We start from the raw sequence: 26563 nt of genomic DNA, 5'->3' as shown, positions 1-26563 counted from the left end.
GCAGCCTAAGCCGCTCTTATCCTTTATTGTACGGCGGCTGTTGGATTTTTGTCAATGCGGCAGAGGCGCCATGCCCCTGTTGTTGATCCTCTCGGAGCTTTCCGGGTAGCTTCGGTAGATGTTCAGATCGCTGTTGCCCTCAATCTTGATCGAATGCTCGCCAGCGCCGGATTCCCCGGAAATCGTCTTCTGCTCGATGAACAGATTAGGCAGCGTGGTTAAAATACGGCCGTAGCTGATCGTACCCTCCAGCTTGTAATCCCCTTCAAGCGGAATGTGGAGCTTCATTTCTCCCACCGCACTGTAAATGTTCCAATCGCCGCCGACTTTCGTTGAGCGGATCGTCACGCTGCCGTTCAACGACTCTGCGCTCAGATCGGCCGGAACGTCGCTAACCAGAATATGGCCATTTCTGGTCTGAACGCGAATATGGTTTAATGCCCGCTTAACCGTCATGTTGCCGACTTGTGAGCTGAGATCCGTTTCGCCTGCAATGTCGACAGCGGTCATGCTCCCCCGGTTCGTTGACAGCTTGACATCGCCGATAATCCCCCGGGCCATAACCTCCCCGTTAAGCGTCTTCCCCGTCACGTTTCCGTAGATGCCGGCAAGCGAGATAGGACCGTTGCCGGTTTCGAGCGAGATTTTATCGATCGCCTGCACGTCTCTAAGCGAGATCGCGCCGTTCATCGTCCGTACTTCCATATTGAACCGTCTGTCATCCGGCAGCGTTATATTAAGATTGATACGGGGCTGCCTTTTGCCCGATTCCCCGTATGATTTTCCTTTCGAGCGAATCGTGACGGTGCTTCCCTCCGTGGCTTCAACGATGCTTTGCTCAGCGATGGCTGCGGCCATGCTCGGCTCCTCCTGATCGACCCAAATCTCCGCCTCAACGATAATATCATCCACATTCCGCCGCACGATGGAAATGTCGCCGTTCAGATGATCAATCACGATCTTCTCCGTGCTGAGCTCAGCCGGGATTTCCAGTACAGGCTTGTCAAAGCGATTGTCCGCCGCTTCGCTGTAGTCGACGCCGGCCGCTGTCAAATTCAAGCTGACGCGGTTCCATAAATGCAGAAAATGCTCCTGCTGGGAGATTACGAATACGGACGCCGTTAGAAAGACGGCAAGGCCGACGCCGCGGAGATCGGGGCGAAACCGGAATTCCTTCCGGCGTCCCAGAACGACTGACAACGAATAACGCACCAAGTATTCCATCCCGAGCAGCACGAACAGCATCGGCCACCACCACTGGAGCAAGAACACATAGTCTGTCCCTTTCCACTCGTCCATCAGCAATAATACCCCGGTGCTGATCAGTAATACCGCCGCTGTATAGCGCCCTACTCTAACTCTAGGCTTCATCCGTCTCCTCCCTTCGCCGCTTATGCTATATCTTTAATTGCTTGTCTTCCTGGGAAGAAGCGTCCCGTCCGCGAAAGCTGCGTGTGCTCTTACGATGCCGAGTCGCTTCCCGAACCGCAACCCATATCCCGGCGGCAATCAGCACCACTGCAGTAGCTTCCGTGCCATAATCGCGAATAACGGCTTGAAGCCACGGCGGTTTGTTATGGAATAAGATGAGCAAGGCTCCGCAGCCGACCAGCGTAATGCCAAAGGCTGCTCCCCGCTCGCCGCGAAATGGATTTCCTCTTCGCTTTCCGTCAATAACCGAGGCTCCGCCGCCCTCGCTCCTTCTCTTATGGGAAATGATCACCTCGGCTGATTGCAGCGCATCATACACATTATAAAAATAGCCGACCGGGATCAGCAGTCCAAGCACGACGAGCAAAGGAACATTAATCTGCATACCGATCGAGGAAAAATACAATAATGCGGAGATATCCAGCAGCAGGAGCATGATGAAGGTTATTCCCCGGCGGTACATGCCAAGGTAAATATGACCCATGCCCGGGATGAGCGCAGCCAATAAAAGGGCGATGCGCTTCCGCTGCCTGCCCCGCATGCCCCGATACCGTTTCACACGAATTTTGCGCGGCTTGTTCCCGCGAGCGGCTCTTTGTTCCGGTGCTGTACGCATAACCTTCCCTCCTTCCGGCATACCGTGTTTGCGTAGATCGCGGCGTTCGCTGTTTTCTTTGATAGTACCCTAACCAAAGCGTGAAGTAACTGGCAAAAAACTGGATAGAGCCCTTCCAGGGCCTTATGCAGGGCCAGGAGTTTCCCCTAAAAAAACGGCAGCTGCCTTTGATCAGCTGCTGCCGTTTTTTCAGTAACGTTATCCTTCATCATGTATCATTCCGCCGTCACCATGCAGACTTGCCCAATGGTCCGTATGCGCCGCGTAATTTCAACCGGCTCGAATCTCCGGTCGGTTAAAACCTGCAGGGAAATCTCCAGCATCGGGAGCGCAGGCTGTAATTCACCGTAAGGAACCGTACTGCGTTCATTCACGACCAATTTTTTGATGACGAAGCCCTGCTCCTCAAGAATCCCGGATACCTCATCCAGGACACCGGGCGTGTTTGCAGCATGCACGGTAATCAGGTGGAGCTTGCTCCCCCGAATATAGCGCTGCTCCAGCTTATTGAAGACCACCAGATTCAACAGGATCAACAGCGTGGACACGATTGCCGCAAAATAAAACCCCGCCCCCACGGCAAGCCCGATGGCGCCTACGACCCAAACCGAGGCTGCCGTCGTCAAGCCGGTGATCGATTTGCCCGTGAACAGGATGGTGCCCGCTCCAAGAAATCCGATGCCGGTAATGACGGCGGTAGCCAGGCGCGCTGGGTCGATCCGGACGTTGACCTCGGCAACAAAATCCGCAAAGCCGTAGATGGATAGCAGCATAATTAACGCAGAGCCGAGACAAACCAGAATATGCGTGCGCAAACCGGCGGCATGGTTCGAGCGCTCCCTTTCAAACCCGATCAGGCCTCCAAGCAGCATGGAGAGCAGCAGACGAAGCAGTATCGTCACATTGTCGATCACCCATGGATTATTCAAAATGCAGTGCCCTCCTCATGATGATTGCGTTCCAAGTTTAAACTTGTTTTTTCTACGGGTGAACCCTGAGATGGAACTCGGTCAGCTCCACACCCGGAGCTACCTCAAAGGCATGATCCCTCACAAAACCGAACTTCTCGTACAGGGCGACGGCCGGCGTATTCCGCGTTCCCGTCGAAACGATAAATAAAGGAACTTCCCCGTAGCTGTCCAGGACGTGCCGGACCAGCGAGCCGGCGATCCCTTTCCGGAAATGGCCGGGATGCACCATCATTCGGGAGATCGTTACCTGATGCGGCTCCGGTTCAACCGCGATGGCGCCAATCAATTCTCCATCATCATCTATATACCCATAGAAGGTTTCCCCGCATTCACGCAGCGTCTCAAACGTATCGAGCAGGGGCGGAATTTCAGAGAAGCCGATCAATTCGGCCTCGAGCGGATAGGCCATATGCTGCAGACTCCATATTTGCTGTACCGTGTCCCGGTCTTCAAGAGATAAACGGGTAATCATTGAGGTAAGCTCCTTCTTCGCATATTTTAAAAAGGAACTTGCCCCTGTCAGAGGGACAAGCTCCTTTCATATCGGATAGATCCCTGCTGGTATAGGTTGATGCCAAGATCGCCTTGATCAGCCGTTTAGCACTTCTACCAGCAGTTTATTCACGAGCGCAGGATTTGCTTTTCCTTTGCTCTCTTTCATCACTTGACCAACCAGGAAGCCGATAGCCTTCTGCTTGCCGGCCTTATAATCCTCCACGGATTGCGGGTTATTCGCAACCACCTGCTCCACAATGCTCTTGATCGCGCCTTCGTCGCTGATTTGGACAAGTCCTTTTTCCTCAACGATTTGGGCAGGGAGCTTGCCGCTTTCCAGCATCTCCTTAAAGACCGTTTTGGCGATCTTGCTGCTGATCGTGCCTTTCTCGATCAAGCCGATCATTTCACCGAGGCCTTGTCCGGTAATCTTGACCTGGGAAAGCTCCAGATTGTTCGCGTTCAAATACCCCAGCAAATCGCCCATGATCCAGTTGGACACCGACTTGGCATCCTTCGTATAGTTCAGGCTGTCCTCGAAAAAGTCCGCGAGCGGCTTGGAAGCCGTAATGACGGCCGCATCATAATCCGGGAGACCATACTCCGAAGTATATCGTGCTTTCCGCGCATCCGGCAGCTCCGGAATCGTCGCGCGGACCGCTTCCTTCCACTCCTCGCTGATATGCACCGATACCAGGTCCGGATCCGGGAAGTAGCGGTAATCATGCGCCTGCTCCTTGCCGCGCATCGAGAACGTTTTGCCCTGCGCCTCATCCCAGCGGCGGGTCTCCTGAACGATCACACCGCCTTCATCGAGTACCTCAGCCTGACGGAACTGCTCATATTCAAGCCCCCGCTGCACGCCCCGGAAGGAGTTCATGTTCTTCAGCTCGGCCTTCGTTCCGAACTCCTTCTGTCCCCAAGGACGGAGACTGATGTTGGCGTCGCAGCGAAGCGAGCCCTCTTCCATCTTCACGTCGGAAACTTCACAGTACTGCATGATCGCACGCAGCTTCTCCAAATAGGCCTTCGCCTCCTCGGGCGAGGAAATTTCCGGCTCGGATACGATCTCGACCAGCGGTGTTCCTACCCGGTTAAAGTCAACGAGCGATGCGTAGCCTCCATCAACGTGCGTCAGCTTGCCCGCATCTTCCTCCAAATGGAGACGGGTAATCCCGATCCGTTTCGTCTTCCCGTCTACCTCGATATCAATCCATCCATTCAGTCCGATCGGCTGGTCATATTGCGAAATCTGGTAAGCTTTCGGCGAGTCCGGATAGAAATAGTTTTTCCGGTCGAACTTGCTGACGTCGCTGATCGTGCAGTTCAGTGCCATTGCAGCTTTCATCGCATATTCGACGGCCTGGCGGTTCAGCACCGGCAGTACGCCGGGATGACCGAGGCAGATCGGGCATGTATGGGTATTCGGCGGAGCCCCGAACGCCGTGGAGCATCCGCAGAAAATTTTCGAATTCGTGTGCAGCTCGACATGGACTTCCAGTCCGATGACCGTTTCATATTTTGATGTAGACATTCTCTCGTTTTCCCTCCTTCTTCCACGCGTCTTACAGCTCAGGGCGGCGCTTGTGATGGTCCGTATTCTGCTCGAAGGCGTGCGCAACGCGCAGAACCGTCGACTCGTCGAACGCCTTGCCGATGATCTGCATGCCAACCGGCAATCCGTCCGCAAATCCGCAAGGCACGCTCACGGCCGGTACACCGGCCAAGCTGACCGGAATCGTCAAAATATCGTTCAAGTACATCGTCAGCGGATCATCGACTTGGGTATCCAGCTTGAATGCCGTCGTTGGCGCGGTTGGTCCAATCACCACGTCATACTGCTCAAATACCTTGTCGAAGTCCTGCTTGATCAGCGTCCGCGCTTTTTGCGCCTTCAAATAGTAAGCATCGTAATAACCGGAGCTGAGCGCATAAGTACCCAGCATGATCCGGCGCTTTACCTCATCCCCGAAGCCTTGGCTGCGGGATTCATGGTACAGATCGATAAGGCTGCCCGAGTTATCGGCGCGAACGCCGTAACGTACGCCGTCAAAACGGGCCAGGTTCGAAGAAGCTTCCGAGGAAGCCAGCAAGTAATACGTCGCTACCGCATATTCCGTGTGCGGAAGGGAAACTTCTTCCCATACGGCGCCGAGACTCTCGAGCACCTTCAACGCATTCATGACCGTTTCCTTCACTTCGGCATCGACGCCTTCGCCCAGATACTCCTTCGGCACGGCAATACGCAGTCCCGAGATGTCGCCGGTCAACGCGCTCAAATAATCCGGCACGTCCACTTTGGCGGAAGTCGAATCCATCGGATCATATCCGGCGATCGCCTGCAGGACGTATGCGGAATCCTCGACATTTTTCGTAATCGGTCCGATCTGGTCGAGCGAGGATGCGAATGCAACCAAGCCGAAACGGGATACGAGTCCGTACGTCGGCTTCAGTCCGACCACGCCGCAATAGGAAGCGGGTTGGCGGATCGATCCGCCGGTGTCGGAGCCCAGCGTGAAGTAAGCTTCGCCCGCGGCTACAGCCGCAGCGGAACCGCCGCTTGAGCCGCCCGGAACCCGTTCCAGATCCCATGGATTGCGAACCGGATAAAAGCTGGAGTTCTCGTTCGAGCCTCCCATTGCGAATTCGTCCATATTCAGCTTGCCGATCGTCACGATATCCGCCTGACGCAGCTTGCCGACAACCGTCGCATCATACACCGGATTGAAATTGGACAGGAATTGACTTGCACAGGTTGTCCGCAGTCCCTCCGTAACAATGTTATCCTTGATGCCGGCAGGAAGGCCAAACAGTAAACCGCGGCTCTCGCCGGAGGCCAGCTTGCTGTCCAAGGCCTTGGCCGCCGAACGTGCTCCCTCTTCATCCAACGTAATAAAAGCCTTCACACGGTCCTCACGCTCACCGATGCTTGTGAAGGCTTGGTCCACCAAATCGGATACGGAAAGCTCCTTATCATGAAGCTTGTTATGTATTTCCGACAATTTCAAATCAAACAGGCTCAAGTATGTCTCCTCCCTTCGGGCTATTCCAGTACAGCTGGTACTTTGAATTGATCGTCTTCTTCATCCGGCGCATTCAGCAGCACTTTCTCAATCGGCAGGCTCTCGCGAACCTCGTCTTCCCTCATGACATTGCTTAGATGAAGAACGTGCGTGGTTGGCTCTACCCCGTCTGTATCCAGTTCATTTAACTTCTCGGCATATTGTAAAATCGCGTTCAGTTGGCCGGTAAACATCTCTTCTTCTTCCGGCGTCAAGTTCAGACGGGCCAGCTTGGCAACATGCTGAACATCTTTGACCGTAATGCTCATGGCTTGGACTTCCTCCTTCGTGCCCCTGATGATGAAAGGGGTAAAGTCTGTCTCGATAACTTTTCTCATTATATTGTAGAAGCATGCAAGATTCAATCGAAACGGAAAGCTCGGGTCCCCACCGTTTTTTCCGGGATGAATCATTTGCGTGGCTTGTCCAGGACGAATCCGTGCGAACTTAGGATGACTAGGAGCACTGAACGATGGATAACGGGGCTAATTTCTCTTTCGTTATCAGGCAGCAGATCGCCAAAGGCCTTATACTTTCTGATATCAAACAAAAAAGAGCCGGCTAAAGCCGACTCTTCTAAATCCAGGCACGAAGATTCACTTGCTTGATGAAATCGGCCTGGGACATCGTTTCTTTCGATTCTTCCTCTTCTTCAACAGCTTGCAGTTCGCCGTTCATCACCTGATGGAACAGCTTCTCGTTATATGTCGACAGGGCGAAATCGATGAGCGCTTCCCGCTCGATCCGCTCGGCTTCCTGTTTCAACACGACAGATTCCAGCTCGACATCGCTTGCCGGAACGAAAAAATTACGGTTGAGGTTCGGAATCCGAATAACGTAATCAAACGCATTGTCCGGATTTCGGTCATAGGCGATCAAATATCCGTATTGACCGATTGGAAGATTCTGCTCAAAGGCGTCCGCGACGATTGTAATCTTTTCCCCTAAACGAAGCATCGTCTACCTCCTGAGTTGTCTATCCTTATCTCCATAGTCTACTAGAAAAAGCTAGAGATGTCCATGCTCAATAAGGAAATCTAACCGAACTCCGGCGAAACTAGGCTTGCGGCAACAACGGCCGACGCTTCAGCAGCAGAGTCGCCGCTCCCGTTGACAGGGCCATCAAGCACACGGCCGACACTGCAGGTGCCCACGCTGATGGATCTCCGCCTGTAAGCCATTCCGTAGCGATTGCGCTCAAACGGCCAGGGCTCCATTGAAGATGCGAAGGGAGCAAGGAAGCGAGCATCGTCAGCGCGGCCGCCGAGCCCAAAGCGATGAATGCCGCAGCTGGACCGCGAAGCACCGCCCCGAGCGGGAGCACCAGGGTTACGATCCAAGCCAGCCAAGCGATGTAGAATGCACCCGCCCCGAGCATCGGGCCCCATTCCAGCGTACCGATCAGCTGAGAAGTATAATAAGCCGATCCTGCATACCCCAGGACGAACGAAAGAATCAGCAGAGACATCATCGCCGCCCACTTGGCGATCATCATGGGCAGCACGGATGACATCCGGGGCAGCACGAGCTCCGCCGTTCCGTTTGAGCGCTCCCCTGCCACCGTATTCATGGCGGACAGCACAAGTACCAGCAGACCAATCGTGCTGAACTGGCTCAAAGTAGAGGCCAGGATTTCCTCAGGCGGCGGTACCGTAATCAATGCAGCCGCTTCCGGCGGAATATCGCCGGACATCATCAGGATGTCGGGCAAGTAATACATCATGACCGGCTGCATGACGCCCAGGAGCAGGAATACCGCAGGTACCCATATCCATTTATATGACCGTGCGGCTTCCAACATTTCTTTTTTAAAATGAATCCAAAACATGCTCATGCCCCTACCACCTTCATAAACATATCCTCCAATGAGGAAGCCCCTGCTTCGATGCGCTGAAACCGGATTCCGACATCGGCCATTTCCCGCACCAATGCCGCCCTTGCTTCATCCATATCTTGAACGACCAGCCTTGCAGCTCGATTGCGAATTTCGGCCTCTTCGATAAAATGTCTCCCCGGTAAACTTCTTAGCCAATCAGCTTCCCGCTCCCCAGGCTCAACCTCCAGCAGCAGGAGCGGTTGACGGTATTTCGCCCGCAGTTCGGACAATTCGCCTTGTTCGGCAATTCGTCCGTCGACCATCAGCACCATGTGATCGCAGACCTCCTCTGCGTCATGAAGCACATGCGTCGAGAACAGGATCGTCACCTCGCCACGAAGCCGGTCCAGCAGATCCATCACTTCACGTCGCCCGATTGGATCAAGCGCGGATACCGGCTCGTCCAGCAAAATCATTTCCGGCTCGTGCACTAGCGCCTGGGCGATGCCTAGCCGCTGTTTCATTCCTCCGGAATACCCTGATATCCGGCGATTGGCGGCCTCTTGCAGGCCGACCATTTCAAGCACCTCAAGGCTCCGCAGCTTGGCTTGTTTGCCGGGCAAGCCCGACAGCTTGGCGCTGAAGATCAAATATTCCAGGCCGGACATCCAACCGTAAAATTTCGGGTACTGGGGAAGGTATCCGATCCGCTTTTGCCATCGCTGGTTATCCGCACCGGTTTCCCCAGAATTCCCGTATCGGATCTCTCCTTGAGATGGTGATAAAAGGCCTGCCAGCATGCGCATGGTCGTGGTTTTGCCGGCTCCGTTGGGTCCGAGCAGTGCGGTGCAGCTGCCCCGCTCCAGATTGAATGAAATGCCTTTGACAGGAGTCAAGCTCCCCATATGTTTGGTCAAGTTGTGAATGCGAAGCACAGGTTCCATCATGAAGCCCTTCTCCCTCCGATGAAGTAAGCGACGCTGCCGAGGATGTTCCCAAGCAGGATAATCAGCACCCACATCCATTTCGGTCCTCGAATTTGTTCCGTTTCCGCCTTGGTTAAAGACACCAGGGCCGTTACTGCCAGCACAGCCTGCAGCGCAATAATCGGCCAGATTAATCCCCAATTGATCTCCATTTTGATCACCCTTCATGTTTAATAGAAACCGGTCCCTCATTTCCCGTTTTGTTGTCTCCGAACAACCAGCAAAACATAAAGGAGCAGCGGCAGCGGAAACGTGGTAGAGCCCCATATCCCCCAGAACCAAGCCCATTTCCCGAGCCCGCGCTTGCGCGCGTCAACGAACAGGGAGGTTCCCTGAGTCAGAACCAGCACGACAATCAGTACAATCAACCATAACGGGACCGTGCTTACATCATTCATGGGATCCCTTCTTTCCTGCGGATCTTAGTTTCCTGGAGCTTGCGAGAATCGCGATGCCTGCCAGCATGCTGGCTCCATGGATCAAGATCAGCACCATCGGAGCGGCCATCGCTGCCATACAAACGATGCTTACGATGAGCAAGGCTGTCAGCATAAAGAGCACAAGCTCGTATTTCATCCGGCGCCGCTTCCGCCGAAGGGTATGCGCCGCTAGCAGCTGAAATTCCTCCAAGGAGGGCGACGGTCCCTCGTCAAACACCCGCTCCAGGCGCTCGAGGTCCCTACTTAAGCCCTCCAGCAAAACCTCGTCCTCCCTATCAGGCTTGTTCGCCATCCTTCTTCAACTCCTTCCGCAATTGCTTAATGCCATAAGCGGTTCTAGATTTAACCGTACCTTCCGGTATGCCGAGCATACCGCCGATCTCTTCGTAACTGTAGCCGTAATAATGCTTCAGCAGAATCGCGATCCGATGCTCTTCGGACAACCCGGCAAGGCCATCCAATAAATCGGTCCACTCCTCCCCCTGCCGCTCCATCTGCCAGCGAAGCCGTCTGACCGACCGCTGCTGCTCTTCCTCGAGCCACCTCTTCTCCCGCTTCCGCTTTCGGGTGCGGTCGATATAGAGCCTGGTGGCAATCGTAATCATCCATGAAGAGAAGGACGAGGTCCCGTTATATCGCGGCAAATTCTCCATGCACCGAATCACGGTGTCCTGGGCGGTATCCTCTGCCACGTTCTGATCCATCGTGATCTTCAGTAAATATTTATATAGAAAGCTGTAATGATGCTTAAAGAGTTGCCCCATTGCATTCGTATCGCCTTGCTGCGCTTTTCGTATCCAATCCTCTTCTTCAAGGATCATTGCTAAACCATCACCTTCTTTCTCTTCCATCGTAATACGATCTGCTCAATGGAATCGTTCAAATCGATTTATATTTTCTTTTATCGGCAGCACTTGCAAGGGCAACTAATAGGATGCGTGCATGAACTCCGATAGGGCAAAGCCAAGGGTTCCGATAGGGCAAAGCCAAGGGTTCCGATAGGGCAAAGCCAAGGGTTCCGATAGGGCAAAGCCAAGGGCGCTAGGGCCTCCAATGGCCCTAGCGCAAGAGAATGGCCCTAGCGCAAGAGCAGCAGGCTATGTGCAGGGGCGCCGTTTGCGCTCCACAAGTACCTAAGAGGGACTTTGTTCCGGCATTTGAGGGCCCTTTGCGCTCCACAAGTACTTAAAAGGGACTTGTTCCGGCAATGGAGGACGGTTTACGCTCCACAAGTACTTAAAAGGGACTTGTTCCGGCATTTAAGGGCCGTTTGCGCTCCTCAAGTACCTAAATGCAGCTAGAATAAAAAGTGGACACCCCTTAGTGATAAAACGATAATGAAACAAAGCAGACGAAAGGGTGTCAAAAATATGAGTGGTAACAGGCAGCATTATAACGAGACATTTAAGCGTGAAACCGTAAAGTACGTGCAAGAACAGTCGAAGACGCTGGAGCAGATCGCCGATGAGTTGAACATTAATCCAGGCACATTACGCAACTGGGTCAAAAAGTATCGAACATTCGAGCACGAGCCTGTCAATCATGGGGAAACCTTACGTCAGCAAACCCAACTTATCGAAGATCAGAAACGCGAAATTGATGATTTGAGAGAAGAAATTGCGATCCTAAAAAAGGCCATGCACATCTTCAGCAAAGAAAAGAACTAAGGTTCCAGTTTATCGAAGATCATCGCTCCGAGTTTCGATTGGAGAAGATGTGCGTTCTCTTTCACGTGTCTCGGAGCGGTTATTACAAATGGCGTACCTCTGAAGCTTCTGAACGGGAAAAACGTAAGGCAACGCTGGCTGAACGTGTGAAATGGCACTTCTATGACTCCGATGAAACCTACGGCAGTCCCCGAATACGAAACGAGCTGGTGAAGGAAGGATGGACGGTATCGGAACGTACGGTGGGCCTCATTATGCGCGAACATGGCCTTCGTTCATGCATGGCCCGTAAGTTCCGAGTGGTTACGACCGATTCCAAGCATGATCTCCCGATTGCCCCTAACGTGTTGGAACAAAATTTCAAAGCCACAAAGCCCAACGAAAAGTGGGTCGCTGACATCACGTACATCCCCTGCCGCCAAGGGAAACTCTACCTTGCGAGCATCCTGGATCTGTACACCAAACAAATCGTCGGTTGGAAGCTAAGCGATCGGATGACCACAGACCTTACCCTCGATGCCCTAAAGATGGCGTATGCTGCTAAGAAGCCTCCGAAGGGATTGATTCACCATTCCGACCGCGGTTCGCAATATGCCGCTAAAGAGTACCGTGAACAGTTGAAGCAATTTAACATGAAGCCCAGTATGAGCCGCAAAGGAAACTGCTACGACAACGCCTGTATTGAAGCGTTTCACAGTATCCTAAAGCGAGAATTCATTTACAGCAAACCTAAGTTTAAAACAAAAGAGGAAGCCGGGCAGAAGCTGTACCGGTACCTTGAATTTTTTTACAACCGAAAACGTTCTAACAGTACGATTGGGTATATGTCCCCGGTGCGTTTTGAGCAGTGCTATTACGAGTGCATAGCTTAGCTTAGAGGTGTCTACTTTCTTGACAGAAGAGCAAAAAGGGACTTGTTCCGGCATTTGAGGACGGTTTGCGCTCCACAAGTACTTAAAAGGGACTTGTTCCGGCATTTGAGGGCCGTTTGCGCTCCACAAGTACTTAAAAGGGACTTGTCCCGGCAATGGAGGGCCGTTTGCGCTCCACAAGTACCTAAAAGGGACTTGTTCCGGACAAAGTGGGCTGTTTGCGCTCCACAAGTACTTAAAAGGGACTTGTTCCGGCATTTGAGGGCCGTTTGCGCTCCTCAAGTACTTAAAAGGAACTTGTTCCGGCATTTGGGGGCCGTTTGCGCTCCTCAAGTACCTAAAAGGGACTTGTTCCGGCATTTAAGGGCCGTTTGCGCTCCTCAAGTACCTAAAAGGAACTTGTTCCGGCATTTGAGGGCCGTTTGCGCTCCTCAAGTACTTAAAAGGAACTTGTTCTGGCAATGGAGGGCCCTTTGCGCTTCTCAAGTACCTAAAAGGGACTTGCTCCGGATAAAGTGGCCGATTTGCGCTCCAGGACAGCGGATCAACAAAGCTGCCACAAATAAAAGAGCCCCTTATTTAGAACGCATGTTGAACACCGCGCCCTAAATAAGGAGCTTCAAGGTATACCTGTATGACAACAAATATGACTTCCATCGACGCCATCATAAAAAGGTGCCCTCGACTCATTTCCCTAAATCAACCCTTAACCATGTATTGTTCTACATTATTAGATTCTACAATACAGATTAATTCTATAATACAAACTGATTCTGCATTACTGAATGATCTGCGTTACTCGCCCTGCCCTGACTGTTCTACGTTATCCGTCCTACCCTGATTGGGCTACCTTATCCGCTCTGATTGACCTACAATATTCACCTTGCCCTGATTGACCTACAATATTCACCTTGCCCTGATTGATCTACGTTATCCGCTCTGCCTCCATGCAAGCCTACCTACTCATGGTACCTTCTATACTGCAGACGCTGATGCCATGGCTGCCGGACGAGCATTTCCCCCTTTACCAGCCGACTCCACACGATTGATGATATCTCCGGTTGCGCTCGCAGATGATGGTCTCTCGACATGCTTTCCTTGCTTCCGGCTACATATCCGTCCAAAAGCGACAACTCATCTTTTCTCACAGCGACTCCCCCTAATAACATCCAACCCCAACATAAAACCGCGCATAAAGGCCCATAAAATAAAAGAACGCAAACCGGGACGGATTCCACAGTCTGCGTGCTTCGCAATGGGTAACATTTAATTAACCGTATTGTATCAATCTTGTCTTCGTTTGTCTAGACAAATTTCTCGTTTTTTGTCGTAATTATGTTAACTTCTGGCCGGCACGTACGGATTATGCTGTTTCTCATATCCGATTTTGGTCCGGGGTCCGTGTCCGGGATATACGACAACCTCGTCGGAAAAGGAATACAACGTATTTTGGATGGAATGGATTAAATCCCGTTCCCGCCCGCCAGGGAGATCGGTACGTCCAACCCCCATCCGGAACAGAACGTCCCCTGAGAAGAGATCATTTCCACACAGAAAGCTGACGCTTCCCGGCGAATGGCCCGGCGTATGGTACACCTTGAAGGTTTCGCCGATCAGCTGCAGCTCTAGCCCATCTGCCAGATCATATTCAGCAGGATCGGTGGACAGCGGCGGACAAACCTCCGGCCATCTCGTCGATCCGTTCAGCTTCGGATTGGTCAGCCATTCGCTCTCCATAGTGTGCAGATAAACCGGACATCCCTTCAGCTTACGAATCTCCTCTACGCCGCCGATATGATCAAAATGCGCGTGCGTCAGCAGGATCGCTTCAATCTCCAAATCCGCGATCCGCTTCACAAGCGGAGCCGGATTCATGCCCGGATCAATGATGATCGCTTTGCCTTCCTCGCTGCCTGTCAGCAAATACGCATTGGTTTCCAGAGGGCCCAAGCTAAAGGTTTCAATATGAAGCGCCATCGTTTAAAACCCCGAAATGAGCTCACGCAGTTCCTTAATGATGACGGCATGAAACTCATATCCTTCCCCATAGGCTTGGATGATTTTTTGTCTTGCAGCAGCGAGGTTGTCCTGGTAATCCGCGGCTTCGCGGTCAGGATTGTTCTGTTTAAACTCGATCATATGCTTCTGGACATGCGCAGGCCGAGGCCCCCAAGTCCCCATCACATAACCGCCGGTATCCGCAAAAATAACGACCGGCACCGAACGCCCGCCCATTGTAAGAAACTGGTCCATCAGTTCAAAATTTTGTTCCAGAATGAACACTTCTGTCGGGATCCCCGCCGTTTCCATTGCCCGAAATACGACCGGCACGTTACGGACAACATCCCCGCACCAATCCGCTGCCAGGATGAGCACTCTCAGATCATCGCGGTAATTTAGACTTTCGAAGAACTCCTGATCTTCGGCATTCGCCCACTCGAACTGCTCGTATCCCGCTTTGAAGGCCTCTTGGTTCTTCTGCATTCCTTCGACAAACTGCTGCGGGGTGATACCCGTTCCCAAATAGGAAGCCACATGTTTACTCATCTTGTTTCGACCTCACTTTCGCTGATTTTATCCATTTGATCAAAAAATAAAGAATCATGACCGCCAAAGCCCCCAGCAATATTTCCTGCGTATAAGGCTTTGCCTTCTCGCCAATCTGTTCCCATCGGTCTCCCAGCATCCAGCCCAGATATAAAAATAAAGCCGTCCACGGAATGACCGCCAGCGTCGTCAGGAGCGTGAAGCGGCCCACATGCATTTTCGAGATCCCTGCCGGGATCGAGATAGCATGTCTCACTACAGGCACAAACCGCGCCGTAAAAATAACCCCGGTGCCGTATTTGGCGAACCATTCTTCAGCGTAATCCATGTGATGCTTTTTAATCAATATGTACTTCCCGTACTTCTCCAAAAACGGCCTGCCGCCATAGCGGCCGATCCAATAAACGAACAGCTGCGCCAGTACGCCGCCGACAGTCCCGAACAGCATGGCTCCGAGAAAATGAACCTCGCCCAGCGATATCAAATAACCACCGTAGGCCAAGACGATCTCGCTCGGGATCACCTCCACCATCAAGCCAAGCATAATCCCGAAGTATCCCAGCTGCTGAATCCATTCAAACAACCGGCCGACAATATCGTAAAAGAATTCCACGCCAAGGCCCACCTCTTTCTGTTTGCGCTGATTTCTTCTACTAGCCTATTCTACCATAGCCCCGGACATGCCTTCTACTGCGCCCATTTGCCGGAGACACTGTGACTTTCGCCCGAAGAAGGACATATGGTGAAGCAAAAGGAGTGAATAGCGATGTATTCTCCGCACACCAAACAACAGGGCAGCAAGATCCCCTCGCCGCGGGGCATCAGGCGGGCCTGCAGCAAGGAACTGTACCGGACGGCCAAACGTCTGAAGCAATTCATTCCGCCGGAAGCCGTTAAGCAAGGAGAGGAGCTGTACTACCGGAAAGTCATCGGCAACCTGATCTGGATTCATGATAATTACAGCAATAAAAAGCTGCTGTGCGACTGGTGGGAAAAAGAGGTCTGCGGCGAGATCGCGGAGCTGTGGCAGGTTCCGGAGCGGCAGCTCGCATCGGCATTCCGCGATGCCTTTGGCGGTTAGGCCATCGTGGTCCGCGTTTGGCCTAAGTAACAAGCGCCGCCCCTGGTTGCTGCCAGACTCGCGGCTAGGGTGGCAATTTCTTCGGTGAGAGCGGCAGAACCCGGTGGGAGCGGCAGAATCCGGCGGGAGCGCGGGAGCTCTAAATGTGCAGTTTACCTGCAGCGAGAGCAGCATGGTCTAGGTAACTAACAGCAATGCTTGCGCTGGGAGCAGCAATGCTGGGGACGGAGCATGGCCAACCTAGCTATGTAAAGCAAGGCTTGCGGTGGGAGCATTCGCGCTACTTGGAGCGCACAAAGCCTCGGTGAATACAGCATGCCTTTAAGCGGGCAGCCAGAGCTTTCCGCGAGCTGGCAGCAGCTAGGGCAGTGGCGGGTGTGTTGGGGCCTGCCCCGGGCGCGGCCGGATCAGCTGCCGCTTCCCGCGCCCGCTCCATCCCTCTAAAAAGGCAGCCTGCCGCTGGGCTTGCGCCGTCAAATGAAATCGCCGGTCGTTCCGGAGACCAGGCGATGCATGAACCCCTTCGGCGAGAGCGCGGTAGCGCTTCAGCATACCCATTGCCGCCGAAGCGGAGCGTCCGGCTCCGGACACATCCCCGGCGGCGCTTTGCTTCACGGCAAGCGAGGTTAGCGCCAGCACCGCCCGCGTCTGCTTATCGGAACTGTAGCGATCCAGCTCAAGGCTTTTGCGATACCAAACGGCGGCCGTATCGGCACGCCCTGCCAACGCATGCGCTTCCGCGAGCCTCCAGCTCAAACCTGCATGCTGAGGCGCATAACGCAGGCTTCGCTCCAGCACAATCACTTGCTGCTCTGGCGGCAGCAGCTCGGACAAGCCGAACGCAGCCGCGGTATTTGCGGGATTCCACGACAAGGCGGCTCGGAGCAACCCGCCCCGCTCCGCCTCACCCGCTGAAGCCGCCAATCGAAGCTTCATCTCGCTCATGCCCAATGAAGCGGTTAAGACCGCCCAGCATAGGAACCCAAGGAGAAGCGGGAGACGATGCCATTGTGCGGACAGCCGGAGCGCAAACCGGTGCGGCATACAGAATGGCTTAAGCGGAGTACCCGGGAAGTATCGCCGAAAGCCCTCCTTGGGGGAGTCGGTGCGTTGATGTCGGTAGTACCGTACGGTCGGCTTACGGGACGAGATCCAGTGCAGCAGACGGAATCGCCAGCACAGTATCGGTCTTCGCAATTCGGAGGGCGGGAATGACATCCGGCCCTTCAGCCCCGAACGCTGGGATGCGGTACGGCTCCATATTCCAGTCGGCTTAGATAGGAGATGACGCAATGCACCGATGGGTTGGGGGCGTTCTGTGATAGAAACTTCTCGCACGAAAGCGTTCTCCCCTTCTTCTTGCCTCATGGTCCGACACGCCAAAGGAGCCATTCCTGTTCCCATTGCGGACAGCCACAGCATAAGCAGCCATACCAGCGGATAGCTCCAATCAAAATCGATGGCTGCATGCACCGTCAGCACGAGAAATGGCGGCAGCAGTCTCGGACATGCCCTGCCGATCCCTGCAATCAAAGCAAGCAGCGCGGCACAGGCAATCAGCAGGCCGATAATGCCCGTATTGAGCAGCATATCGAGATACCCGCTGTGCACCTCGCCCCCGACATAAGGCTGGGACTGGATGGCGCGGTAAGACTGCCGCCACGTCTCTCCTCCCTGTCCCAGCCACAGCGACGACTTGGCCAGCTGCCACGCGTCGCTATAGATCAGGTGGCGCGCGCTAAGCGTAGCCGCGCCGCCAAGAGCCCGATCCTGCACCTGGTGCAGGATCGCAAGCCCCGCTGCGGCGCATCCCGCCGCAGCAGCAACCAGGGCCGCCAGCGCAAGCACGCGCCGCCGGGGCCCCCCGCTGTGCCGCAAGCGGCACAGCAGCAGGCCGGCGAGCACGCCGCCGGCCCAAAGCCCGGCCAGCCACAGCAGGCCGGGCAGCACCGCGGGCGCCAGCTTGGCATCGGCCAGCTGGCGGTACACCAGCGCCGCGCTCGCCAAAGGCGCGGCGGCGGCAATAAAGAGCGGCGCAATCCGCCGCCGCTCAAGGGCCAGCCCGGCCGCGCACGCAAGTGCGGCCGCGAGCCAGGCGCCGCGCGACTCCGTGAGGAGCAGCGCGGCAGTGTAGGGCGGCAGCGGCAGCAGCGCAGCCGCTGCGCGGAGCGCGCCCGGCCGTGCCTGCAGCGCGGGCGCCAGCGCGAACAGGCGCTCAAGCAGGAAGGCGGCCATCACGGCCCCGAACGTATTCGGGTACTGCAGCAGGCCGCCAAGCCTCGCGCCAGTCGCGCTAACGGCCGGATCTGCCGTATGATAGATGCCGTACGGCAGATCCAGCACGCCATAGACGTGAAGCAGCGCGCTTCCGCATAACACCGCGCCGATAAGATGCCATCCCAGCCTCAAGGATGCCATGCCTTCCGCTGTCCTGCTTACTTCCCAGGCTGCCGCCGCAAACGAACCGTAAAGTCCCCACAGGACGATCTCCTTCAGCGTACCTTCCATGCTGACGGGTCCTTGAAGACCATGCAGCACATAGATCCCAAGGATTCCCCCGATACCTACCGCTGCAATTGCCCGGTAAGGATCTCTCGTAATAACCGGAAGAGCAGCCCGGTGGTGAGAGGACCGACGGTATCCGCTGATCCGCGCTAGACCGAAAACCAGCAAAAGAAGACCCGCCCAGCTTGCAGCCGCCAAATACAAATCCGAATCAAAGAACCAGCCGGTTTGACTGCAGGCCGTAAGGAGCAGCCCTGTCAGCAGCAGACCGCCATACCATGAGCACCTCTGTGCCATTCGTGCCGCCTCCCCTCCCGTCCGTTCGCCGTCCTTATCGCCGCTTCCTCCTAAGGGTTAGAACGTATAAACGATGAACGGCTCATATTTCCCATATTCAAGATCTATTAGCAAGTGTGGACATGCCCGGGGGAGGATATTCTACAGGAACGAACGATTTCTAAAGTGTGTAGATGCCGCTTTGATTTGCCGCTCCTGATGCAATTTGAAGCGAACCCCCGCCCGCTTGATATATGGTTGGCATCGTAGGGGTTCAGTGCGTGAGGGCATACAAAAAGGCGACAAAAGCGGACACTCCCGCTTCTGTCGCCCTGATTATTAACGTTAAATCGATGATTGATCCGGCAGCAAATCCCTGCAGGCCCGCTCCAAATAAGGATCGGCCTTCAGAAAATCGCGAAATGCGGTATATTCCTGCCACAGCTTATCCCGCTCTCCGGCAGAGCCGCTGACCGCGCGGATCAAAATATTTTTCGGCGTATGCTCCATATCGATAAACTCCAGCAGCTGCGTCTTGTATCCCATCAGGTCCAGCAGCTTCGCCCGGATGGCGTCCGTGGCCAGCGCCGAGAAGCGCTCCTTCAAAATGCCGTGCGACAAGAGCGGCTCCATGACCGGACTGTTGATCTGGGCGAACAGCTCATGCTGACAGCAAGGCACCGACAGAATGACCGAAGCCCCCCAGCGTACGGCTTTCTCCAACGCGGCATCGGTTGCGGTGTCGCAAGCATGCAGGGTGACGACCATATCGACCCGCTCCAATTCGTCATATTCCGCGATGTCGCCGACAAGAAAACGCAGCTGGCTGTAATTCAGCTTTTTCGCCAGCATACTGCAGTGTTCGATCACATCCGCCTTTAGATCCAATCCGACAATATTCAGCGTTCTGCGCGCCTTCACCGCCAAATAGTGATACAGCGCGAACGTCAGATACGATTTGCCGCATCCGAAATCCACGATCGTCAGCGGACGATCCTCAGGCAAATGGGGGAGGACATCCTCCACCATCTCCAGGAAGCGGTTAATCTGCCTGAATTTATCGTACCTGCGTGCGAATACCTTCCCGTCCTCGTTCATGATGCCGAGCTCTACCAGAAACGGAACCGGCTCGCCTTCTTCAAGAATGTACGATTTCTTGCGGTTATGGGACATGTCCACAGACGTCTTGGTCGGGGACTTTGTCAGAATCGACACCTTGTATTTTTTCGAGATCAGAACCTGATAATCGGCTTCCGGCGTGTAAATCATCGCCTGGCGGAAGACATTCTCGAACATATCGATCAGGACGGCCTCCGCTTCCTCCGTCGGCACATTCTGGTGCGTCACCTTGGTGCCCGAATAGTAGGCAAACTGGTAATGAAGCTTGCTCTTGAGCTCGACCGGCTTGACCGTCACCTTGCTGTAGGTCATGCCTTCCCGTTTGCGAAGCTGACTCAGTGTCGCTGTAATTAACGCAGACTGCTCCATGATGTTATGAATCAATTTTCTTAAAGCTTCCAAAGGGTACATCTCACTTTCCTTATTAGATAGACCGGCTACTCCCGGCCGGACAGTTCTTCCTGCTTCCCCGGCATGAATCGCCGGCTCAGCTCCTCCATGCCCTCATGAACCTCCGCAAGCGGGAGCTGTCCTCTCTCCAGCTCCTCCGCAGGCTTCAGCAGAAGCCGATGATAGAAGCGGGTCGCTTCATCGGCATCGATCCCCCCGCTTTGCAGAAGCTGATAAAGCAGATTCTCCGCATCCGCGTAACGTCCTTCCTGCTCGGCATAGGCCATATCGTCACGAACCAGCCGAGCGGGCAGCTCGTACGCGCGGAGCCGTTCCTTAACGCTCCGGATTCTCCCCGGCAAATCGAATAATCCGGGATCGGCCCCGTTCAATGCGGATTTCAAATACAGCTGAAGCACTTTGGTGTAGAGATGAACAGCCTCATCCTCACGGCCCAGCTCCTGCTCGATCTCCGCCTCTTCTTCAAGCAGCCTGGCAGCCCCTTGAAGCCTGTCTGCTTCCAAGTAACCGTGATTGTAAAACAACTGCTCGATATCGGAGGCCGACAGTGAACGCAGCAGCTTGGAATTCAGACGAAACTGGCGCCGGAGCATGTCGTCGAGCTCCCATAAAGCCTCGGTATGCTTGCGCTCCTGCTTCAGGGCAAATACTTTGGCAATCATTTGGGTCATATCCTCTACCATCCGCATAAGATAATCTCTCCGTAACATGAGCTTGCCTCCCCTTATTATCCCTGACATGGGCAATGGCTAATCTACCGTGTATTGCTGACGTTTAAATTGTAGGCTATTCGGAATCAGAAAGCCAGCGGCCAGAACAAAGCGGATACCCCTGTTCGGGAATATCCGCTCATTCGTATGCATCTATTCGATTAAAACGCTCATTCACTTTCCGCATGCAGCGACTTCATATAAGCAACGATTGCTTCGCCAAGCTTCTCCGGCGTCTCCATCATGCTCATATGGCCTGCTCCTTCAATTACGACCTTCGTCACATTGTCATGGTCTGTCGTAAAGCTGCGTTCCGGCGGAATTAAGGCGTCCTTCTCTCCGGCTACCAGCAGAATCGGCAGCGTCGAAGCAGAGAGCACATCCCGGCGGTCCGGACGCTCCCGCATCGCCAAGGCAGCGCCGATTGCGCCTTGGGGAGGTGTCAAATACCCGATTTCCTTCGCCCGCTGGATGCACTCCGGCTTAAGCTTCTCAGTGTCCGGCGCAAACAAGCCAGGCACGAGGTTATCCACGAAGGAGGTGATGCCCTCGCCTTGTATCGTACTGACCGCCTTCACCCGTTTCTCCTTCGCTTCCTCAGAATCCGGATAGCCGGTCGAATGGATCAAGCCGAAGCCGTGAAGTCGAGAAGCGTAACGCTGGGCAAACGAGAGCGTGATATAGCCCCCGAGCGAATGACCGAGCAGCACAGCCTTCTGAATATCCAGCTCATCCATCAGGAGCTGTACATCATCCGCCATCTGCTCGATGGTATACGATCCCATCGGCGCATCGGACCGGCCATGTCCCCGGAGATCCGGTACAATGAGTCTATATCCGGGAAGTTGCGGCAGAAGCTGCTCCCAGTAGGCAGAGCTTCCGCAAAATCCGTGAAGGAGGATGATCGGCTCCCCTTGTCCCTGATCGACATAACAAATTGTGGTGCCGTTGCATTGTACTTTTTCCATAGCGATACCCTTCTTTCTATCCAGCGGGTGCCGTCAGCCAGACACCCACATTTTATAAAAGAATGCTCTATAATTAAACCAAAAATCCCCGGTTGAAACGAATGTCTCACGGCCTAAGGCCAAAGGCCGAGGCGGCCTGGGAAGCGATTTGCTCCGCCATCTGCATGACCTGATACAAGGATGTTACCTGGAGCGTCCAATAGGGCTTCGGTCCGTGGACGTTGACAACGGCGGCAACGCTATACTGGCCGACGCCAGGCAGTTTGCCGCCCACGGACGCGGCCGGCGTAAGCGGACCCTCCATCGTGTAGAAAAAGCCTACGGAAGAAGGCTGGCCCAGACAAGCGTCAATGGCGATCATGATCTTTCCTTCCGGAATCTCCTTCAACCGGGTTTCGAGGTTCCCGGCATCGCAGGGCTCCTGCAGCGTTCCGATCACAAGCGGGAAGCCGTATTCCAGAAGTCGGCTTCCGGTTAACGGCCCCAGTGCATCCCCCGTCGAACGATCGGTTCCAATGCATAAGAACACAACATCTTCAGCGTCATGCCGTTTGGAAATTTCCCGAAAAAATGGCCCCAGCTCCTGGCCCGACATCCTGACTCTTGCAGTCTGTGCCATCGGGAGCTTGCCTGCTTGATCGCTCATGACGGACCTCCTCATCAATATCCAGCCCATGGATTCCATTCGTGCCGGAATCGAAAAATGGGCAACGGGTTTTCCCTGATTTTACCCCATTCTCCTCGTTCTTGGCAAAACTATTGGTCGTTCTGTCGGGGCCGTGTTACAATACAGGGATGAATTGCGTAATCCACCTGAGAGGAAGGTGTTAACCATGGATTTGAATGAAAAGACCCAAGCCAACGTCGAGTATATGATTGAACAGATCAAATCAAAACTGCGCATGGCCAGTGCGGCCGCCATGCAGGCTTCCGCTTTTTCGGTAAGCCAATACGACGATATTTATGACTTATATGAAATGGTCATTACCAAACATAACCTCAGCATCTCGGAAGTCGAAGCGGTCGTCTCGGAGCTCGGCCGCCTTCGGGGCAAGTAATTAGAACCTCTCTAGCCCCTCGCCTGAATATTCTTGCCAGTACCGCGGCACCCTGTCCGTGCCTGATCAAATCTTGGATTTGACGCTCTTGCAGAATAAACGCATTTACCATACCAAAGCCCCCGATGCTCACCTGTCCTAAACGAGCACCGGGGGCTTATTGGGTTCATCCCTATGGCATGTCAATGATCATCATCTCCGAGAAGCCTTCACTCGCATTCCCGCGAAATTTGACCTTATCGCATTTCTGAATTCGAGCGGTATCTCCGGAGGTAAGGTCGAACACCCCTTCCTCCGTCGTGATTTCGACATGGCCGCTAATGGCATATACATGGATCCTTCGATCCTCGGACGGCAACGTCAGTTCATGTCCGGTCTCCAGCCTGCCGCTGTACATCTTCACATCCAATGTCATCGGCAGGCTCCCCGCCCCGCTTCCTGTTATGTGGATCGGAGACAGTGGATTCTGCGGCTGCCCTGCAAAAGCACCTTCATGATAACTGGATGGAAGACCCGGTTCGGCCGGCAGGAACCACATCTCCAAATACGATACATCCGCCGCGGGAGAGCTGTTTCTCTCGGCATGATATACGCCGGATCCCGTGTTTACGACATGTACGGTCCCCGGTTTCAATTCTTGATTGCCGGTGTCGTCCTCATACGTCAGCATTCCCTCAAGCACGACATAAACGATGACCAGGTCATGGTGAAATCTTCGATCGAAGCCCTCCAGCGGACCCAGCTTATATTCATTATGAGCCAGCAAGCTCCCGAAATGCTCATTATGCGGATCCACATAATCTCCAAAGGAAAAGCTGAATTCACCGTGTATTCCGTTATGATGGGTTGTATGTCTTTCCGCAGCCGTCATGATTTTGATCATGCTCGGTTCACCTCCGCCGTTTTACTAATCAATACCCCGGCGGAAATTGATCTAATCAGTTCGGACTAGGACCGTGGCCCAGCTTGAAGACCGTCTCCGCCCTGCCGACCTTGCGGCCGCTGTCGTTCAGAATGTCGGTCGGGAATGCCTGCGCCAAGCGCGAAATGGTTTCTTTATTGGCATAACCGATCTGCTCCAAGATGGATTTTGCAATCCAGCCCCATTCCTCCTCCGATCCATCCACGATTTTAAAGGCAACACCTAGTTTTTCCTTCTTAAGACCGAAGCAGTACACTCCTTTAAAACCGCCCTTCGCCACAATGTTGCTATCCTCCAGAAGAACCGTATCGACCTTGCCGCTGCCGGCTACCATGAACGGGGATGCGTTCATCGCAGACGTTATGGTCAGCACAGCCTCTCTTGTTGCCTCGTCCTTGATCCGGTCAGGACATGCCAGCTTCATGTAGGCCGTCGCCAGCGCCTGCAGCGGCATGGCGAACACCGGCAGCCCGCACCCATCGGTTCCCGTTCGAATGTCGCCTTGAGCAAGCCCGGCGAGATCGGCGATCGTTCTTAGGATTTCCTGCTGCAGCGGGTGATCCGGCTGGTCATAGCCGCTTAAAGGCAGACCGGCCATTTGGCAATATGCGAGCATGCCGTAGTGCTTGCCTGAGCAATTGTGATACCAGCGGCTCCGGTCTCCGTCTGTGCGCAGGAGGCTTTCCTTGCTTGCATCATCAAGCGGCCAGCTGGGTGCGCAAACCATAAGATCTTCACGAATGTTCACCTTGCGCGCGAATTGCTGAAGCACTTCAATATGACGGGGCTCCCCGCGGTGCGAAGCGACCATGATGGCAATTTCTTCGTCCGTTAATCCGTAGAACTCCGCCATTCCTCCTCGAATGGCAGGAATCGCTTGAAGCGGCTTCGCGGAAGAACGGGTAAACGCGACAAAACCCGGATCGCCTGTATATGCCTGTATCGCTCCTTCCTCATTCACGATACATATATGTCCATTGTGGGCGCACTCCACCATGTCCGCCCGATATTCTTGAACCAATACATTTTCCATGAGCATGAACTCCTTCTATATTCCGTATACAGCGCATTCCTATGTGAATAGGTTTTGAGTCATATTGACAGCGCATCCGACAATGAACCTGAATTTTTGCCAATCTGTATTCAGTATAAGACAAATATCAGCAAATGGCATGAGCCAAAATTCCACAACGGGCGGACATTAATTTCATTGTCGATTGTTGTTGATCTTGTTTCACGGTCAGGGCTCCCGTTTAAATACGAGATAAGCAAGCCCACTCGAAAGTCATTGCTCTGAAAAGGAGGCGATTTTATGTGGGGCATAGTTATTAGCATCGTCATGGCAATTATCATCGGGATTATCGGAGATGCGCTGGTTGGTCATGAAATGCCGGGCGGTATCGTCGGGTCCATGATCGCCGGTTTCATCGGCGCCTGGATCGGACCGTGGCTCTTTGGAGCCTGGGGCCCTGTCATTGGCGGATTTGCGATCGTCCCAGCCGTTATCGGAACCGCCATCTTCGTGTTCCTGCTCGGCCTCGTTGCCAAATTGTTTAAACGACGCACAGCCTAAAGTCTCGTATTCATATTCCACATTATATTAACTTAAAGGAGTGAAAGTTATGAATCACACAGAACAAGAATATCCAGTTCAAAGCGGCTCTCCATTTTTCAAAGGTGTATTTATCGGAGCGTTGGTGGGCGCTGCCGCAGCGCTGCTGTTCGCACCAAAGCCAGGACGTGAGCTTCGCGGGGATCTGTCCGAGAAGCTGAGTGTCGTGACCGATAAAACCAAAGAGGTCTGCAGTTCGGTAAGCGATAAAGCAACCGAGCTGGCCAAGACCGTGGGCAGCAAGGCCTCGGAAGTCATGGCCACAGTGAACGAAGGCCGGAGCAGCGTGATGTCCAGTATCAAGGAGGCGTCTGCGGACGTATCCGATGAGGTATCCAAGGCCTCTCAAGATGTGAAGGACAAGGCGATGGAAACCTCCTCCGACGTCAACCGCGATTTGAAACAAACGACGAATTACTAAGCCTTCGACATACGGCCGAATTAGGTCGCTTCATGGCCAGCTGACTAAAGCTGGCCATTGTTGTTCCGGCCGGCAAGCTTTTTTTCAGCCGAAAGATGTCTTCATTGAATATCCCATCATGAAAGGGGGAAAATCCATGAGTAAAGCAAATCCGTATGATAGCGGGTCGCGTTTCGCCGGCCTTTCTCGAAGCGAGCGTAGGCCGCGCTACGAATCGCGGACGAAAGAGGAAGAACGGAAGGCTGCCGTCCCTGAGGATGTGCAGGAGCATCCCTTTGAGCTCCGGCACGAGGTGAAGAAGCTGAACTCGCGGCTCGACAAAATCGCGGGGACTCTGGAAAAGTCCGAGATGAAGGATTTGATCGACAATTACATGAACCCCAAGAAACGCATTATCGCTAATCTGACGGCAGGGCTTGCCCGGGGGCTTGGCTTGACCTTAGGCACTGCGCTTGTCCTCGGTCTCCTCGGCTACATTCTCAGCTTCTTCGTCAACGTGCCGATGATCGGCGATTTTATAGCGGATCTGCAAGGCTATGTCGATCAGGCAAGGTAACCGCGTTGACGGATTTCTTAT

At 53.9% G+C, this 26563-nt stretch carries 32 protein-coding genes; 7 read left to right on the top strand and 25 right to left on the bottom strand.

All coding sequences use genetic code 11. The features are described 5' to 3' along the window. Window positions 1-51 precede the first annotated feature (51 nt). The 14 genes from NSQ46_RS04225 to sigY form a co-directional block, all read right to left on the bottom strand. Complete coding sequence (locus NSQ46_RS04225; protein WP_342576361.1) at window positions 52-1371, bottom strand: DUF4097 family beta strand repeat-containing protein; 1320 nt, start codon at window positions 1369-1371, stop codon at window positions 52-54. A 25-nt stretch (window positions 1372-1396) separates the two neighbouring features. Further along, window positions 1397-2047, bottom strand: coding sequence for a hypothetical protein (locus NSQ46_RS04220; protein WP_341034927.1), 651 nt, complete (start codon window positions 2045-2047; stop codon window positions 1397-1399). A gap of 215 nt (window positions 2048-2262) precedes the next feature. After that, the gene (locus NSQ46_RS04215; RefSeq protein WP_007131643.1) at window positions 2263-2976 is read right to left on the bottom strand and encodes an MgtC/SapB family protein; all 714 of its coding nucleotides are present in this window, start codon (window positions 2974-2976) and stop codon (window positions 2263-2265) included. A 52-nt stretch (window positions 2977-3028) separates the two neighbouring features. Continuing rightward, window positions 3029-3490, bottom strand: coding sequence for a GNAT family N-acetyltransferase (locus NSQ46_RS04210; RefSeq protein ID WP_007131644.1), 462 nt, complete (start codon window positions 3488-3490; stop codon window positions 3029-3031). A gap of 117 nt (window positions 3491-3607) precedes the next feature. After that, on the bottom strand, window positions 3608-5047 hold the full coding sequence (gene gatB, locus NSQ46_RS04205; RefSeq protein WP_007131645.1) for an Asp-tRNA(Asn)/Glu-tRNA(Gln) amidotransferase subunit GatB: 1440 nt from the start codon (window positions 5045-5047) through the stop codon (window positions 3608-3610). A 31-nt stretch (window positions 5048-5078) separates the two neighbouring features. After that, window positions 5079-6536 carry an Asp-tRNA(Asn)/Glu-tRNA(Gln) amidotransferase subunit GatA gene (gene gatA, locus NSQ46_RS04200; RefSeq protein ID WP_007131646.1) on the bottom strand — a complete coding sequence of 486 codons (1458 nt, stop codon included), beginning with the start codon at window positions 6534-6536 and terminating at the stop codon, window positions 5079-5081. Between the two features lie 20 nt (window positions 6537-6556). Then, window positions 6557-6844, bottom strand: a complete 288-nt coding sequence (gene gatC / locus NSQ46_RS04195; protein ID WP_007131647.1) for an Asp-tRNA(Asn)/Glu-tRNA(Gln) amidotransferase subunit GatC — start codon at window positions 6842-6844, stop codon at window positions 6557-6559. A 307-nt stretch (window positions 6845-7151) separates the two neighbouring features. Beyond that, complete coding sequence (locus tag NSQ46_RS04190; RefSeq protein WP_007131648.1) at window positions 7152-7532, bottom strand: hypothetical protein; 381 nt, start codon at window positions 7530-7532, stop codon at window positions 7152-7154. A 100-nt stretch (window positions 7533-7632) separates the two neighbouring features. Then, a complete protein-coding gene (locus NSQ46_RS04185; protein ID WP_341034925.1) occupies window positions 7633-8409 on the bottom strand; it encodes an ABC transporter permease subunit in 777 nt (258 codons plus the stop codon). Next, window positions 8406-9338, bottom strand: coding sequence for an ABC transporter ATP-binding protein (locus NSQ46_RS04180; RefSeq protein ID WP_213617256.1), 933 nt, complete (start codon window positions 9336-9338; stop codon window positions 8406-8408). The genes NSQ46_RS04185 and NSQ46_RS04180 overlap by 4 nt, the downstream gene beginning before the upstream one ends. Further along, window positions 9335-9529 (bottom strand): PLDc N-terminal domain-containing protein, encoded by a 195-nt coding sequence (locus tag NSQ46_RS04175; RefSeq protein ID WP_007131651.1) that lies wholly within the window; start codon window positions 9527-9529, stop codon window positions 9335-9337. The genes NSQ46_RS04180 and NSQ46_RS04175 overlap by 4 nt, the downstream gene beginning before the upstream one ends. Window positions 9530-9565: 36 nt before the next feature. After that, window positions 9566-9775: a hypothetical protein gene (locus tag NSQ46_RS04170; RefSeq protein ID WP_213617254.1), complete on the bottom strand. Its 210-nt coding sequence runs from the start codon at window positions 9773-9775 to the stop codon at window positions 9566-9568. Beyond that, entirely contained in the window at window positions 9768-10109 is a 342-nt protein-coding gene (locus NSQ46_RS04165; protein ID WP_213617252.1) for a YxlC family protein, read from the bottom strand. Before NSQ46_RS04165 ends, NSQ46_RS04170 begins: the two co-directional genes overlap by 8 nt. Further along, entirely contained in the window at window positions 10093-10638 is a 546-nt protein-coding gene (sigY, locus tag NSQ46_RS04160; protein ID WP_341034924.1) for an RNA polymerase sigma factor SigY, read from the bottom strand. Before sigY ends, NSQ46_RS04165 begins: the two co-directional genes overlap by 17 nt. Window positions 10639-11187: 549 nt before the next feature. Here sigY and NSQ46_RS04155 point away from each other — a divergent pair. Continuing rightward, the gene (locus NSQ46_RS04155; protein ID WP_007131733.1) at window positions 11188-11484 is read left to right on the top strand and encodes a transposase; all 297 of its coding nucleotides are present in this window, start codon (window positions 11188-11190) and stop codon (window positions 11482-11484) included. An 11-nt stretch (window positions 11485-11495) separates the two neighbouring features. After that, on the top strand, window positions 11496-12356 hold the full coding sequence (locus tag NSQ46_RS04150; RefSeq protein ID WP_244152709.1) for an IS3 family transposase: 861 nt from the start codon (window positions 11496-11498) through the stop codon (window positions 12354-12356). 959 nt (window positions 12357-13315) lie between these two features. Here the strand turns inward: NSQ46_RS04150 and NSQ46_RS04145 are convergent. The 4 genes from NSQ46_RS04145 to NSQ46_RS04130 all read right to left on the bottom strand — a co-directional run bounded on the left by NSQ46_RS04145 (window position 13316) and on the right by NSQ46_RS04130 (window position 15516). Next, window positions 13316-13504 carry a hypothetical protein gene (locus NSQ46_RS04145; RefSeq protein WP_028407080.1) on the bottom strand — a complete coding sequence of 63 codons (189 nt, stop codon included), beginning with the start codon at window positions 13502-13504 and terminating at the stop codon, window positions 13316-13318. 190 nt (window positions 13505-13694) lie between these two features. Further along, window positions 13695-14333 (bottom strand): MBL fold metallo-hydrolase, encoded by a 639-nt coding sequence (locus tag NSQ46_RS04140; RefSeq protein WP_144870077.1) that lies wholly within the window; start codon window positions 14331-14333, stop codon window positions 13695-13697. A 3-nt stretch (window positions 14334-14336) separates the two neighbouring features. Next, window positions 14337-14903, bottom strand: coding sequence for a thioredoxin family protein (locus tag NSQ46_RS04135; RefSeq protein WP_028407078.1), 567 nt, complete (start codon window positions 14901-14903; stop codon window positions 14337-14339). Then, window positions 14896-15516 carry a DedA family protein gene (locus NSQ46_RS04130; RefSeq protein ID WP_007131658.1) on the bottom strand — a complete coding sequence of 207 codons (621 nt, stop codon included), beginning with the start codon at window positions 15514-15516 and terminating at the stop codon, window positions 14896-14898. Before NSQ46_RS04130 ends, NSQ46_RS04135 begins: the two co-directional genes overlap by 8 nt. Before the next feature lie 153 nt (window positions 15517-15669). On the opposite strand from NSQ46_RS04130, the gene NSQ46_RS04125 reads away from it, so the two are divergent. Continuing rightward, a complete protein-coding gene (locus tag NSQ46_RS04125) occupies window positions 15670-15984 on the top strand; it encodes a hypothetical protein (protein ID WP_144870075.1) in 315 nt (104 codons plus the stop codon). Between the two features lie 360 nt (window positions 15985-16344). On the opposite strand, the gene NSQ46_RS04120 is transcribed toward NSQ46_RS04125, so the two are convergent. The 5 genes from NSQ46_RS04120 to yyaC all read right to left on the bottom strand — a co-directional run bounded on the left by NSQ46_RS04120 (window position 16345) and on the right by yyaC (window position 22619). After that, a complete protein-coding gene (locus NSQ46_RS04120; RefSeq protein ID WP_342576360.1) occupies window positions 16345-18786 on the bottom strand; it encodes an O-antigen ligase family protein in 2442 nt (813 codons plus the stop codon). A gap of 324 nt (window positions 18787-19110) precedes the next feature. Further along, the gene (locus tag NSQ46_RS04115; RefSeq protein ID WP_144870071.1) at window positions 19111-20295 is read right to left on the bottom strand and encodes an SAM-dependent methyltransferase; all 1185 of its coding nucleotides are present in this window, start codon (window positions 20293-20295) and stop codon (window positions 19111-19113) included. Between the two features lie 26 nt (window positions 20296-20321). Continuing rightward, window positions 20322-21005 carry a DUF6483 family protein gene (locus NSQ46_RS04110; RefSeq protein ID WP_007131662.1) on the bottom strand — a complete coding sequence of 228 codons (684 nt, stop codon included), beginning with the start codon at window positions 21003-21005 and terminating at the stop codon, window positions 20322-20324. Window positions 21006-21175: 170 nt separating this feature from the next. Continuing rightward, window positions 21176-21973 carry an alpha/beta hydrolase gene (locus NSQ46_RS04105; protein WP_213617139.1) on the bottom strand — a complete coding sequence of 266 codons (798 nt, stop codon included), beginning with the start codon at window positions 21971-21973 and terminating at the stop codon, window positions 21176-21178. Between the two features lie 106 nt (window positions 21974-22079). Next, window positions 22080-22619, bottom strand: a complete 540-nt coding sequence (gene yyaC / locus NSQ46_RS04100) for a spore protease YyaC (RefSeq protein WP_213617141.1) — start codon at window positions 22617-22619, stop codon at window positions 22080-22082. A 187-nt stretch (window positions 22620-22806) separates the two neighbouring features. On the opposite strand from yyaC, the gene NSQ46_RS04095 reads away from it, so the two are divergent. Continuing rightward, window positions 22807-23031, top strand: coding sequence for a DUF1128 domain-containing protein (locus NSQ46_RS04095; protein ID WP_007131665.1), 225 nt, complete (start codon window positions 22807-22809; stop codon window positions 23029-23031). A 172-nt stretch (window positions 23032-23203) separates the two neighbouring features. On the opposite strand, the gene NSQ46_RS04090 is transcribed toward NSQ46_RS04095, so the two are convergent. Together NSQ46_RS04090 and NSQ46_RS04085 are read right to left on the bottom strand one after the other, a co-directional pair. Continuing rightward, window positions 23204-23914 carry a pirin family protein gene (locus tag NSQ46_RS04090; RefSeq protein ID WP_007131666.1) on the bottom strand — a complete coding sequence of 237 codons (711 nt, stop codon included), beginning with the start codon at window positions 23912-23914 and terminating at the stop codon, window positions 23204-23206. Between the two features lie 55 nt (window positions 23915-23969). Continuing rightward, window positions 23970-24986 (bottom strand): asparaginase, encoded by a 1017-nt coding sequence (locus NSQ46_RS04085; RefSeq protein ID WP_007131667.1) that lies wholly within the window; start codon window positions 24984-24986, stop codon window positions 23970-23972. A 279-nt stretch (window positions 24987-25265) separates the two neighbouring features. Between NSQ46_RS04085 and NSQ46_RS04080 the strand changes: the two genes are divergently transcribed. The 3 genes from NSQ46_RS04080 (at window position 25266) to NSQ46_RS04070 (ending at window position 26542) form a co-directional block, all read left to right on the top strand. After that, complete coding sequence (locus tag NSQ46_RS04080; protein ID WP_007131668.1) at window positions 25266-25526, top strand: GlsB/YeaQ/YmgE family stress response membrane protein; 261 nt, start codon at window positions 25266-25268, stop codon at window positions 25524-25526. A 49-nt stretch (window positions 25527-25575) separates the two neighbouring features. Then, window positions 25576-25986 carry a YtxH domain-containing protein gene (locus tag NSQ46_RS04075; RefSeq protein ID WP_007131669.1) on the top strand — a complete coding sequence of 137 codons (411 nt, stop codon included), beginning with the start codon at window positions 25576-25578 and terminating at the stop codon, window positions 25984-25986. A gap of 136 nt (window positions 25987-26122) precedes the next feature. Beyond that, the gene (locus NSQ46_RS04070; protein WP_028405773.1) at window positions 26123-26542 is read left to right on the top strand and encodes a DUF5665 domain-containing protein; all 420 of its coding nucleotides are present in this window, start codon (window positions 26123-26125) and stop codon (window positions 26540-26542) included. Window positions 26543-26563: the final 21 nt, after the last annotated feature.

This window comes from Paenibacillus sp. FSL M8-0142 (assembly GCF_038597315.1).
In the GTDB taxonomy this organism is placed as follows: Bacteria; Bacillota; Bacilli; order Paenibacillales; family Paenibacillaceae; genus Paenibacillus_AQ; species Paenibacillus_AQ lactis.
The sequence above is the reverse complement of the archived record's forward strand: the minus strand, read 5'-3'. Positions and strand labels throughout refer to the sequence as shown.